This window comes from Roseateles sp. (assembly GCF_044373315.1).
Lineage (GTDB): Bacteria > Pseudomonadota > Gammaproteobacteria > Burkholderiales > Burkholderiaceae_C > JACDQM01.
The window spans coordinates 48,037-60,647 of the sequence record NZ_JBILQK010000015.1; the positions used below are offsets into that span (position 1 = coordinate 48,037).

Genomic DNA, 12,611 nt, shown 5'->3' on the forward strand with positions numbered 1-12,611 from the left:
ATCTTGTTGTGTGTCAGGCACGCCGGCCCTCAGCAGGTCTGGGCCTGGAGGACGGCCTGCAGCAGTTCCGCTGGCGCGAGCGAAAAGTGCTGCGCCGCGGCCGCCGCACTGGCTGCGGGCAGGCGGGGAATGAAGCCCCAGCAGGGCACGCCGAGCCCCGCATCCAGGGCGCTGAGATTGTCAGCCACATGGGGCTGGTCCGGGTCCACCGTGTTGGCCACCCAGCCGACCAGGCGCAGGCCGCGCGCACGGACGGCCTCTGCGGTGAGCAAGGCATGGCTGATGCAGCCCAGCCGCAGGCCGACGACCAGCAGCACCGGCAGGCCCAGGTCGCAGGCCAGATCGGCGGTGTCCCAGCCCTCCCGCAGCGGCACGCGGAAGCCGCCCACACCTTCGACCAAAGCAAGCTCGCCCAGCGCAGCGCTGGCCGCAATGGCCACGAGCAGCGGCTCCCGCTCAATGCTGCGCCCTTCAAGCCGAGCCGCGATATGCGGCGCGCAGGCCTCGCGGTACTGGAACGGCCCCACCTGCTCTGCCGTCAGGCCCAGGGTCTGCACCGCATGCAGCTGGGCCACATCCTCGTTGACCCAGCGAGCGCTGGCCGCGTCGTAGCTCTGCCCGGCCGCCAGCGGCTTGATGGGCACCACGCGGGCGCCCGCCAGCTGCAGCGCATGGGTCAGGGCCGCGGTGACGAATGTCTTGCCGATCTCGGTATCGGTGCCAGTGATGAAGAGTCCGGGGCTCACGGGCTGTGCTCCTGCAAGTTCGCTTGCTGCTGCTTTTGCAACTGTTCCGTGGTGGCCAGCGTCCGCGCGGCGCGCTCCAGCGCCGACAGCAGGTGCTGCACCTCGGCCGCGCTGTGCGTGGCGCTGAGGGTAATGCGCAGCCGCGCCTGTCCGGCGGGCACGGTGGGCGGGCGGATGCCCGGCACCCGCAGCCCTTCGCGCTCCAGGGCCGCGGCCAGGCTCATCGCCGCGCTGTTGCTGCCGACGATCAGCGGCTGAATCGGTGTCTCCGAATCGGGCAGACGCCAGTCCAGCTGCGGGTGGCGGGCGATCAGCGCCTGCAGGCCGGCACGCAGCTGCGTGCGCAAGGCCTGCAGCTGCTGGCGACGCTGGCGGCCGGTCTCGCCCCCGATCAGATCCAGACTGCTCAGCAAGGCGTGCTCGACCGCGGGCGGCGAGGCGGTCGAGAAGATGTAGTTGCGCCCGGCCTGCAGCAAGTAGTCAGTGATGATGTGATGGGCCACCACGAAGGCACCGGACAGCGCCGCGGCCTTTCCCAAGGTGCCGACCAGCACCAGCCGCTCGCTGCGCAGATCGAAGTGCTCCAGCGCGCCACGGCCGCGCTCGCCGAGCACGCCGAAGCCATGCGCATCGTCGACGACCAGCAAGGCATCGAACTCGTCGGCCAGCGCCAGCAGCTGGGGCAGCGGCGCGATGTCGCCGTCCATGCTGAACACCGCGTCGGTGACGATCAGCTTCAGCTTGGCGCGGCTGGCCTGCAGCTGGTGGCGCAGATCCGCCAGGTCGAGATGCGCATAGCGGCTCACCTCGGCGCGGGCCAGGCGCGCACCGTCGATCAGCGAGGCGTGGTTGAGCTGCTCGGAGAAGATCTGCGTGTGCTCGTCGCCCAGCGCGGTGAGCACGGCCAGGTTGGCCATATAGCCGGTGTTGAAGCCCAGAGCGCGCGCTTGCGGGATGTGCGGCGCGAACCAGTCGGCCAACAGCGACTCGACCCGCGCATGTGCCACCGTATGGCCGCTGACCAGGGGCGAGGCGCCCGAACCGCCGCCCCACAGACGCGCGCCTTCGGCAATCGCGCTGGCGATGCGCGGATGCGCGGCCAGGCCCAGGTAGTCATTGCTGCAGAACATCAGCAGCTCACGCGCGATGCCGTCGGCGCCACGCACGCGCTGGCGCGGCGCCGTCGGGCTCTCGGCGGCACGCACGAATCGGCGCTGATCGGCCGCCGCGATCGTGTCCAGCTTGGCTTGCAGGTGATCAAGCAGGGATGAGGAGGAAGGCATCGTCAAGCGTCTTGCGCACCGCATCGGCCAGCCAGTCGGCTGTCGCGGCGTCGTCAATCAGGTAAGGCGGCATCAGGTAGACCGTGCGGCCGATCGGGCGGATCAGCAGCTCATGTGCACGGGCGGCGAGATGGAAGCGCTCGGCAAAACCGGCCTGCGCCTCTGGCACCTCGAAGGCCAGGATCATGCCCTGCTGACGCCAGCCCGCCACGCGCGGGTCTTGGGCCAGCGGCGCGAAGGCACGTGCCAGGCGCTGCGCCTGTTCGCCATTGATCTGCAACTGGCCGGCGTCGAAGCGATCAAGCACCGCATTGGCCGCCGCGCAGGCGAGCGCATTGCCGGTGTAGGAATGCGAGTGCAAAAAGCCGCGCGAGACATCCTCGCTCCAGAAGGCCTGATAGACCGCGTCGGTCGTCAGCACCAGCGACAAAGGCAGCGTGCCGGCGGTGATGCCTTTGGACAGCAAGATGAAATCGGGCCAATCCTGCTTGGCCTTGAGCTCGGTGAAGCGGTCGCCCGCCGGGCCGCTCCCAAGGGCGGCCGCGCCCCCTTCGGGGGCGGACAACGTATCCGTCGGCCGGGGGCTGACATGGTCCCATGCGAAGAACCGGCCAGTGCGCCCGCAGCCCACCGCGATCTCGTCAGCGATCAGGTGCACGTCGAACTCGCTGCATAGCGCGCGCAGGCCGCGCAGATAAGCAGGCGAGTGCATCACCATGCCGGCGGCGCCCTGCACCAAGGGCTCGACGATCACGGCGGCCATGTGCGCGTGGCGCTCGGCCAGCAGGGTGCGCATGGCCTGCAGCGCCTGCGCCTCGTTGCCCAGGCGCGCATCGGGCGCCTCGACGATGTGGGCGCGCATCAGCAGCGGGTCGTAGGCATCGCGGAACACCGCCACATCGGTGACGGCCAGCGCGCCGATGGTTTCGCCGTGATAGCTGTTCCGCAGGCAGGCGAACTCGCGCTTGTCGGCACGGCCGCGGTTGCGCCAGCTGTGGAAACTCTGCTTCAGCGCGATCTCCACTGCGCTGGCGCCGTCGCTGGCGAAGAAGCAGTGCCCCAGCACGTGGCCGGTCAGCGCCGACAGGCGTTCAGCCAGGCGCACCGCCGGCTCATGCGTGCAGCCGGCCAGCATTACATGCGGCAGCGTGTCGAGCTGCTGCTTGATCGCCGCATTGATGCCGGCATCAGCATGGCCGAAGAGGTTCACCCACCAGGAGCTGTTGGCGTCGAAATAGCGCCGGCCTTCGTCGTCGTACAGCCACGGCCCCTGGCCGCGCATGATCGGCAGCGGCGGCACGCGCTCAGCACGCGCCATCTGCGTGCAGGGATGCCACACCGCATCCAGGCTGCGGCGCTGCAGCGTCTGCGGGCTGGGCGTGGCTTGCGTGGGGCTCATCGATCTGTCAGACAGTTCAGGCCAGCCAGCTCGGCTTGGACTTGTTCAAAAAGCTCTGCACACCCTCGCGCCCTTCGGCGCTGGCGCGGATGTCGGCGATGCGGCGCGCGGTGTCATCGCGCAGCGCTGGCGTGATCGGCGCATGCGCCAGGTCCTGCACCAGCTTCTTGCAGGCCTTCACCGCGGCCGGGCCGTTAGCGCAGAGGGCGCCGGTCAGCGCAGCCACCTTCTCGTCCAGGGTCTCGGCCGTCGCCAGCTCTTGCACCAGGCCCAGGCTATGCGCCTCGGTAGCGCTGAAGCGCTCGGCGGTGACGAAGTAGCGGCGCGAGGCCTGCTCGCCCAGGGCGCGCACCACATAGGGCCCGATGGTGGCCGGCAGCAGGCCGAGCTTGGCTTCCGACAGGCAGAAGCCCGCCGTGTCCACCGCAACGACGATGTCGGCGCAGGACACCAGGCCCACGCCGCCGGCATAGACATCGCCCTGTACGCGCGCGATCACTGGCAGCGGGCAGCTGTAGATCGTCCACAGCATCTCGGCCAGCTTGGCGGCATCGGCATGGTTTTCATCCCAGCTGTAGCCGGCCATGGCCTTCATCCAGTTGAGATCGGCACCGGCGCAGAAGGCCTTGCCTTCGGCGGCCAGCACGATGGCACGCAGGCTGGCGTCCTGCCCCAAGTCAGCAAAGGCCGCCGTCAGCTCGGCGATCAAGGCTTCGTTGAAGGCGTTGCGCACATCAGGACGGTTGAGGGTGACGCGGGCCACATCGCCGCTGCGTTCAATCTTGAGAGCACTGCTCATGGTTTGAAACTCCAGACCACGGTGTCATTCACCGCATACAACTGACAAGGCGCCGCGCTGTAGCGCTGGCAGAAGGCCAAGGCCCGCGCCGGCGCCGCATCGCCATAGGCATAGCCCACGCGGCCCTCGGCATTGAAAGCAAAGGCGCGCGGCGCCGGGGCCGCCAGGAACTTCCGGTAGGCCTCGCGGGCGGAAGCACTGGGGGCCGGAACGGCCTGCTCATCCCGCACATCCAGCGCCGGATTGGGCTCTGGCAGCGCGACACGACCTGACGTGCCAAAGCCCAGCCGCGTCAGGAACTCGTCGACCAGGGGTTGCCACAGGTCATTGCCGGCACCAAAGAGCTGATGGCCGTCCTCGCCGAAGGCAGGCAGCAAACGTGCCTCCAGCGCCGCACCGCTTTCAGCAAAGGCGGCGACCCAGCGCTGGCTCACCCTGGGTCCGAAGTACTTGTCGTTCTCGGTGTAGATCCACAGCGAGGGCAGCTGCGGCGCCTGCTTGACCGTGAGTTCACCGTACTCGCGATAGAGCCGGCGCAGCTGCTCGCCGCCGCAAGGGTCGCCCGGTCGCTTCTCGGGATCGCCGCCATGGCCGCCGGCAAAGTTGATGGCCGCTACCTGCCCGGGCAGGCCTATCGCGGTGGCGGCCACGGTGGAGATGCCCCCAACCGACTGCCCCAGCAGCACCACGCGCGCCGGGTCGATATCGGGCTGCGCCTGCAGATGCCGCGCCACCGCCAGGATCTGCGCAGCTGCAGCGGCCACGGCGGGCTCGAAGCGCGGGCTCTGGCAGGAGACGCTGCTTTCCGGATCGCCAGCCTCGGCCAGTTCGCCGTAGCCCAGACGCAAAGGCACGGCCACGGCAAAACCCTTGCGCACGAAGAATCGCGCGGCAGTCTCGTAGCGCTGGCGCGGGTAGCTGGCGCGCTTCTCGGAAGAGCGCCCGTGGCTGATGACGACCAGCGGAAACGGGCCCGGCCCCACCGGCTTGAACGTGGTGACCAGCAGCTCGCCCATGCTGGGCTTGCCGAAGGCATCCTTCACCTCGGCCGGCACGCGCACGATGGCCTCGCGCACATCGATGTGCAGGCGCTCGGCGGCAGGCGCCTGCGCCCACGAAGCCAGTGTCACCAGCAGGCCGGCAAGCCCGCCTGCCAGCGCAGCCCAAGCCCGGCCGGAGCGCCGCCGGCCTGCGCCCGCCTGGGTGCTGGTCGGCAGACCCTGGCCTTGCGTCTCGTGCGGCGCCGTCATCGCATCTCCTTGGCGACTGGCCATTCGCGCAGCATGTGCATCAGGTCCAGCTCTGGGCCGGCCTGCCCCAGCGCCGTCAGCGCGGCGCTGATCTGGCCGCGGTGGTGGGTGCCGTGGTTGAACACATGCTGCAGGCAGGCGGCCATCGGCACACTGGCCGGCTCGCCCTGGCTGGTGCGGTAGTCCAGCGTGCCTTCGCTCAGCCGCGTCTCGTCCAGCGCCGCGATTGCTGCGGACCAGCACGCCGCGCCGTCCAGCAGGCGCTCGCACAGCCGGGCGCGGTCGGGCTCGGCCTCGGCATTCAGCGCCATCACCGGCGAGCCGCCCTCGGCAAAGCGCGGCAGCCACAGCAGCGACTGCCCCACCAGCAGATGGTTCAGCGTGCCATGCACGCTCTTGAAGAACAGGCCGGCGTCCTGGCGGTACTGCGCGTCGCTCAAGCCATCCACCGCCTTCAGCAGACGCCGCGTGGCCCACAGCTCGTAGTGCGCCAGGCGCAGCAGCGCAGCGCGCAGCGGCGAGTGCGGCAGGGCTTTGGCCATCAGCACGCTGGCGTAGGTCTTGCCCTCCCACTGCGTGCGGCCCACCCTGCGGTAGCCGCGCTGCGCATAGCGGCGCTGCAGTTGTTCGGCAGGCTCGGCAGTGTCCAGCGCCACGTAGAGGTGGCCGCGCTGGGTCGCCCAGGCCTCGGCCGCGTCCATCAGGCGCGCGCCCAGGCCCAGGCCCTGGCAGTCGGGGTCGACCGCGAACTGCGACAGGATGGCCGTGTCATCACGCAGATACCAGGGCGTGGCCAGGCTCCAGGCGTCTTGCTCGGGTCGGTAAGGGCCGCGCATGTTCACCGTGCCGACCAAGCGCTCCGCCTCATCTACAGCCACCAGGCAGCCGCCGCCGGCCACGCGCTTGGCGGTCAGCTCCACGCTCTGGTCCACCGCGGTGAAGTTCCAGCCCTGTGCGCCCAGCGCCGCGTAGGCCTTGTGCAGCAGCGCGGTGAGTTCCGGCAGTGAATCGGTGGCGGCCAACGGCCGCAGCGTGAGGCTCATCGCAGGCGCTTACATGCGGAACACGCCGAACTTGGCGTCGGGGATCGGCGCGTTCAGCGCGGCGCTCAGGCCCAGGGCCAGCACGCGGCGCGTATCAGCCGGGTCGATCACGCCGTCGTCCCACAGACGGGCACTGGCGTAGTAAGGATGGCCCTGGTCTTCGTACTGCTGGCGGATCGGAGCCTTGAAGGCTTCCTCCTCGGCGGCACTCCACTGGCCGCCCTTGGCCTCGATGCCGTCGCGCTTGACGGTGGCCAGCACGCTGGCCGCCTGCTCGCCGCCCATCACGCTGATGCGCGCGTTGGGCCACATCCACAGGAAGCGCGGGCTGTAGGCGCGGCCGCACATGCCGTAATTGCCGGCGCCAAAAGACCCGCCGATGATGACGGTGAACTTGGGCACATTGGCGCAGGCCACCGCCGTCACCATCTTGGCGCCGGCGCGGGCGATGCCCTCGTTCTCGTATTTTCGGCCGACCATGAAGCCGGTGATGTTCTGCAGGAAGACTAGCGGGATCTTGCGCTGGCAGCACAGCTCGATGAAGTGCGCGCCTTTGTTGGCGCTTTCGGCAAACAGGATGCCGTTGTTGGCGACGATGCCCACCGGCATGCCCTCGATATGCGCGAAGCCGCACACCAGCGTGGCGCCGTAGCGGGCCTTGAATTCGTCGAACTCGCTGCCATCAACCACGCGCGCGATCACCTCGCGCACATCGAAAGGCTTGCGCGTGTCGGTGGGAATGACGCCGTGCAGCTCGCTCGGGTCCAGCAGCGGCGCCTTCGGCTCCTGCAGGCGCAGCGGGCTGGGCTTGGTCCAGTTCAGGTTGGCGACGATATTGCGGGCCAGCGCCAGAGCATGGGTGTCGTTCTCGGCCAGATGGTCGGCCACGCCGGAGAGGCGCGTGTGCACATCGCCGCCGCCCAGGTCTTCGGCGCTGACCACCTCGCCGGTGGCGGCCTTCACCAGCGGCGGGCCGCCCAGGAAGATGGTGCCCTGGTTCTTGACGATGATGGTCTCGTCGCTCATCGCCGGCACATAGGCACCCCCGGCGGTGCAACTGCCCATCACCACCGCCACCTGCGGGATGCCTTGGGCCGAGAGATTGGCCTGGTTGAAGAAGATGCGGCCGAAGTGGTCGCGGTCGGGGAAGACCTCGTCCTGGTTGGGCAGGTTGGCGCCGCCGCTGTCCACCAGATAGACGCAGGGCAGGCGGTTCTGCTCGGCGATCTCCTGCGCGCGCAGGTGCTTCTTGACCGTGATCGGGTAATAGGTGCCGCCCTTGACGGTGGCGTCGTTGCAGACGATCACGCACTCGACACCCTTGACGCGGCCGATGCCGGCAATCATGCCGCCGCCCGGCGCGGCGTTGTCATACATGTTCAGGCCGGCCAGCGGCGCGATCTCCAGGAAGGGCGTGCCGGGATCGAGGAGCAGCTCGACCCGCTCGCGCGGCAGCAGCTTGCCGCGCGCGGTGTGCTTGGCCCGCGCCGCCTCGCCGCCGCCCTCGGCAATCTTGGCCAGGCGGGCGTTCAGATCGTCAAGCTGGCTGCGCATGGCCTCGGCATTGGCCTTGAAGTCGGCCGAGCGGGCATTGAGCTTGGTGGTGATGAACGGCATGGAGTCTCCTGGGCGCCTTGGCTTGAGCAAGGCTCAATAAGTTCTGAAAGCTGCGCTGTCAATACTCGAAATCACATCGAGGCGCCAAGAATAAATGAGTTGCCGACGCGGCACAAGCATGACTTGAGTCTTACTCAACTCTTGTGCAGAATCAGTCCCATGACACGCAAGGCACCGCCCCTGACACCGCCGCAGCCGCAACGCCGTGCGCCGGCCAGCGCCAAGTCGGAGCAGCGCGTCAAGGACATCCTGCGCGTTGGGCGCGAGGTGTTCGCCACCACCGGCTACGAGCGCGCTACCACCACCGAGATCGCTCGCCGCGTGGGCGTCTCGGAAGCTACGGTGTTCACCTATTTCCGCAGCAAGCGCGAGCTCTGCATGCGGGTCATCGGGGATTGGTACGACGAGATCATCGCCGCCATCGAGAGCGGTCTGCCGCGCAAGGCGCCGGTGCGCAGCCAACTCGAGTTCATCGTGCACACCCATCTGCGGCTGTTCCTGATCCAGGGCACCGGCCTGTGCGAGTTGGTACTGTCGGAAGGCCGCAAGCGCGAAGCCGCGACGACCGGTGAGCATGACGCCGAGTTCGGCGAGGCCTTTGTCGAACTGCAGCGGCGCTATACCGCGCCGCTGATGGAACTGCTGGCGCAGGGCCAGGCCCAGGGCCAGATTCGCCAGGACATTCCGCTGCGCCTGCTGCGCTCGCTGGTCTTCGGGCCGATGGAGCACATGCTGTGGGAAGTGGTGATCGCACGCCGCCAAATCGATGTGGACCAGAGCGCACGCGATCTGGTGGCGCTGCTGTGGCCGGCATTGCAGGCCCCTGATGCGGAGCTTCGGGAACTCCGCCAGCTGCGTGAGCGACTGATCACCGCGCTGGCAGCGCGCTGAGCGCGTACAAAACTCCCAAGCAGTGGCGGCATGACGCGTTGATGACGCGTCCGTGAATCGCACCCCCGAGCGGGCGCAGAGCGATACACGCGGCACCCCTGGCCGGACTGCTGCCCCATCGCCAGCACAACAGGGAAGTACGGGCTCAAACGCTAACGATTCATTGAATCGGCGCATTCACTGAACCGACACGCGCACGACACAGGTGGCGCCTAGATTTCGCCCGACCCGAGGCAGCAAGCCATCGCCCGCTGCCTCCCTGCGAAAGAAACCATCCCATGTCTTCCCACCCCACACGCGCCAGCGTGGTCCCAGGAGCCTCGTCATGAGTCGTCGCGATTTCCTCAAGCAAGTGGCCCAGGCCGGCGGCGCCAGCGCCGTGCTGGCCAGCTTCCCGCCAGCCATCCAACGCGCACTGGCCATCCCCGCCAACCAGCGTACCCGCAGCCTGCAGGACGTCGAGCACATCGTCGTGCTGACGCAGGAGAACCGCAGCTTTGACCACTACTTCGGCACGCTGGCCGGCGTGCGAGGCTTCGGCGACCCCTTCCCCATACCGGTGAAGGATCGCGCCAATCTGTTCAACCGCAAGACAGTGTTCACCCAGCCCAGCGTCGGCGGCGCACCGGTGCCCGGCCGCCCGAACTGGCCGCAGAGCCGTGCGATCGCACCCTTTCATCTGAATACCGAACAAGACTTTTCCGTGATGCGCGTGGCGGGCACACCGCATGCCTGGGCTGACGCACAAGCGGCCTGGGACCTGGGCCGCATGGACAACTGGTGCGCCGCCAAGCAGAACCATTCATTGGGGTATTACAAGGAGGCCGACCTGCCGTTTCAGTTCGCTCTGGCGCGCGCCTTCACGCTGTGCGATCACTACCACTGCGCGACGCAGACCGGCACCAACACCAACCGCTTGTTCCTGTGGACCGGACACAACGACCCCATGGGCGTCGCCGGCGGCCCCTCCACCGACAACAGCCGCGACAACTTCAACACCGACCCGAACACCGACTACCGCTGGACCACCTATGCCGAACGCCTGCAGGGCGCGGGCATCAGCTGGCAGGTCTACCAGAACGCGGCAGACAACTTCACCGACAACCCGCTGGCCGGCTTCCGCCCCTTCCGCAATGCCTGGTACCAGCGGCCGGGCTACTCGCAAGCGCTGCGCGACCGTGGCGTCAGCACCCGCGACCTCGATCTGCTCAAGGCCGACGTGCTTGCCAAGCGCCTGCCCCAGGTCAGCTGGATCGTCGCCACAGCCGAAGGCTCGGAGCACCCGGGTCCGTCCAGCCCCGCGTCTGGCGCCGACTACACCGCACGCGTGCTGGATGCGCTTACGGCCAATCCCGAGGTCTGGAGCAAGACCGTCCTGATCGTCAACTTCGACGAGAACGACGGCTTCTTCGACCACATGCCGCCGCCATCGGTGCCGTCCTACCTCAGCTACGACGCGGATCCCGCCAAGTCCAGGCTGGCCGGCGCCTCGACGGTGGACACCACCGGCGAGTACCACCACATCCTCAACGGCGCCGATGCGCGCACGCTGAACCGCCCATACGGCCTGGGGCCGCGCGTGCCGATGTATGTGGTCTCGCCCTGGACGAAGGGCGGCTGGGTGAACTCGCAGGTGTCCGACCACAGCTCGGTTCTGCGCTTCATCGAGGCACGCTTCGGCGTCAGGGAGCCGTTGATCAGTCCCTGGCGTCGCGCCGTCAGCGGCGATCTGCAATCCTGCTTCGACTTCGCCAACCCCGAGGACAACGGCTTCATGCAGTTGTTGCCCGCCACCTCGGCACGTCGCGCCAAGGCACTGGCCCTGCCCGGCACCAAGGTGCCTGCCGTCCCGACCAGCCTCGTCGCCCCGGTGCAGGCCGCAGGCGTGCGCCCGGCGCGCGCCTTGCCGTACGAGCTGCAGGTGCAGGCCACGGTCGCCACGGGCAGCGTCTCGCTGAACTTCGTGAACCAGGGCGAGGCCGGCGCGGTCTTCCATGTCTACGACCGCCTGGCCCTTGACCAGCTGCCGCGCCGCTACACGGTGGAGGCCGGCAAGCAGTTGCAGGGCAGCTGGAGCAGCAGCGGCGCCTACGACCTCTGGGTGCTGGGTCCGAACGGCTTCCACCGCCATATTGCGGGCGATGTGCGCCGCGCCGGCGACGCCGCCCTGCCTGAGCTGCGCCTCACCGCCCAGCGCAGCAGCAACGAACTGCTACTGGAGCTGATCAACGACGGCGGCCAACCCTGCACCTTCCATCTGGTGGCCAACAAGTACTTCCCGGCCACACCGAACGAGCTGCGCGTTGTCGCACGCAGCCGTACGGCCCTGCGCCTGCCCCTCACAAGCAGCCAGAACTGGTACGACTTCAGCCTGCGCATCAAGGAACTGCCGGGCTGGCTGCGCCGCTTCGCGGGCCATCTGGAGAACGGCCAAGCGTCCATCAGCGACCCCGCCATGCAAGGCGCGGCGCAGCTGGACCAATTCCGCGTCTGAAACCTCATCCCTGCATCCACACCATCATGAAGACTCGAATCCGAAACCTCCTCGCCGCCAGCCTGCTGGCCGCGCTGAGCAGCCTCAGCCACGCCAGCCTCAGCTTCGGCAGCAACCTCGTCGTCAACGGCGACGCCGAAGCCGGAACCGCCAACTGGCTGACCTACGACAGCTACAGCACCATCCAGTCGGTCAGCTATGGCAACAACTGGGTCAAGCCCAGCGAGCCCGGCCCCGGCAAGCGCGGCAGCAAGATGTTCACCGGCACCGGCGCCTATGCGGTTGCCTACCAGATGCTGAATCTCGGCGGCCCGTCCACCCAGGCCCTGAACTACAGCCTGAGTGGCTGGCTTGGCGGCTGGGCTGCCCAGGGCGACAACGCGCTGTTCTACGTCTCCTTCCTTGGTGACGACGGCAGCGAGATCGGCAATGCGTCGATCGGACCGGTCACGTCGGCCGAGCGCCGCAACACCACAGGCCTTTGGTACCGAGAGACTCTGGGCCTGCTGCCGGTCGGCACCAGCTCGCTGGGATTCTGGCTGTCGATGGAACGCCAGGGCGGCGGCGACAACGACGGCTATGCCGACAACCTCGCCTTCGTTCTGCAGGCGCCGGCCCAGGTGCCCGAGCCGGCCAGCCTGGCACTGCTGAGCCTGAGCCTGGGCCTGCTGGCCCTGCAGCGCCGCCGCGCCAGCCACTCCTAACCCGCGAAAGACCTGCCCTGCGGGGCTGTTGGGCTGCCGGCAGCCCAACAGCCCCTGCGCTTGCACAAGCGAGCGGCAAAAGCTGGCAGTACCATCGGGGCAGAGTTCCAAGGGAGGGCCACCGATGAAATCGCCGCTGCTTTCGGCATTCCGACTCCTTGCACTTGTTGCCGGCATCGGCAGCGCCAGTGTCAGCCTGAGCCAGGCACAGACGGACGTTCAGGATTGGCAGTACCGGGTGCAGGCGGGAGACACCCTGCTCAGCTTGAGCGACAGCCTGCTGGAGCCTGAGCACGGCTGGCGCGACCTGATGCGCCACAACCGCATCGCCGATCCGCAGCGCCTGCGCCCGGGCAGCACACTGCGCATGCCCATCGCCTGGCTG

The 12,611-nt window shown here is 68.3% G+C and carries 11 protein-coding genes and 1 pseudogene; 4 read left to right on the top strand and 8 right to left on the bottom strand.

The features are described 5' to 3' along the window. Positions 1-29: 29 nt before the first annotated feature. The 8 genes and pseudogenes from bioD to ACIQ67_RS06035 form a co-directional block, all read right to left on the bottom strand. Positions 30-746, bottom strand: a complete 717-nt coding sequence (gene bioD / locus ACIQ67_RS06000) for a dethiobiotin synthase (protein WP_397533449.1) — start codon at positions 744-746, stop codon at positions 30-32. Continuing rightward, entirely contained in the window at positions 743-2,029 is a 1,287-nt protein-coding gene (gene bioF / locus ACIQ67_RS06005; protein WP_397533450.1) for an 8-amino-7-oxononanoate synthase, read from the bottom strand. Before bioF ends, bioD begins: the two co-directional genes overlap by 4 nt. Then, entirely contained in the window at positions 2,004-3,428 is a 1,425-nt protein-coding gene (locus tag ACIQ67_RS06010; RefSeq protein WP_397533451.1) for an aminotransferase class III-fold pyridoxal phosphate-dependent enzyme, read from the bottom strand. The genes bioF and ACIQ67_RS06010 overlap by 26 nt, the downstream gene beginning before the upstream one ends. Positions 3,429-3,444: 16 nt before the next feature. After that, on the bottom strand, positions 3,445-4,227 hold the full coding sequence (locus ACIQ67_RS06015; protein WP_397533452.1) for an enoyl-CoA hydratase/isomerase family protein: 783 nt from the start codon (positions 4,225-4,227) through the stop codon (positions 3,445-3,447). After that, a complete protein-coding gene (locus ACIQ67_RS06020; RefSeq protein ID WP_397533453.1) occupies positions 4,224-5,501 on the bottom strand; it encodes an alpha/beta hydrolase family protein in 1,278 nt (425 codons plus the stop codon). The genes ACIQ67_RS06015 and ACIQ67_RS06020 overlap by 4 nt, the downstream gene beginning before the upstream one ends. Beyond that, complete coding sequence (locus tag ACIQ67_RS06025; protein WP_397533460.1) at positions 5,474-6,019, bottom strand: DinB family protein; 546 nt, start codon at positions 6,017-6,019, stop codon at positions 5,474-5,476. Before ACIQ67_RS06025 ends, ACIQ67_RS06020 begins: the two co-directional genes overlap by 28 nt. Before the next feature lie 39 nt (positions 6,020-6,058). Continuing rightward, positions 6,059-6,520, bottom strand: a pseudogene (locus tag ACIQ67_RS06030) (GNAT family N-acetyltransferase); the annotation flags it as partial. 9 nt (positions 6,521-6,529) lie between these two features. Beyond that, a complete protein-coding gene (locus tag ACIQ67_RS06035; protein ID WP_397533454.1) occupies positions 6,530-8,137 on the bottom strand; it encodes a carboxyl transferase domain-containing protein in 1,608 nt (535 codons plus the stop codon). 159 nt (positions 8,138-8,296) lie between these two features. Between ACIQ67_RS06035 and ACIQ67_RS06040 the strand changes: the two genes are divergently transcribed. The 4 genes from ACIQ67_RS06040 to ACIQ67_RS06055 all read left to right on the top strand — a co-directional run. Further along, positions 8,297-9,028 carry a TetR/AcrR family transcriptional regulator gene (locus ACIQ67_RS06040; protein WP_397533455.1) on the top strand — a complete coding sequence of 244 codons (732 nt, stop codon included), beginning with the start codon at positions 8,297-8,299 and terminating at the stop codon, positions 9,026-9,028. 325 nt (positions 9,029-9,353) lie between these two features. Continuing rightward, a complete protein-coding gene (locus ACIQ67_RS06045; protein ID WP_397533456.1) occupies positions 9,354-11,522 on the top strand; it encodes a phosphocholine-specific phospholipase C in 2,169 nt (722 codons plus the stop codon). Positions 11,523-11,548: 26 nt separating this feature from the next. Then, positions 11,549-12,226: a PEP-CTERM sorting domain-containing protein gene (locus ACIQ67_RS06050; protein WP_397533457.1), complete on the top strand. Its 678-nt coding sequence runs from the start codon at positions 11,549-11,551 to the stop codon at positions 12,224-12,226. A gap of 124 nt (positions 12,227-12,350) precedes the next feature. Then, positions 12,351-12,611, top strand: a 261-nt coding sequence (locus ACIQ67_RS06055) for a LysM peptidoglycan-binding domain-containing protein (RefSeq protein WP_397533458.1), incomplete at its 3' end; no start/stop codon positions are given.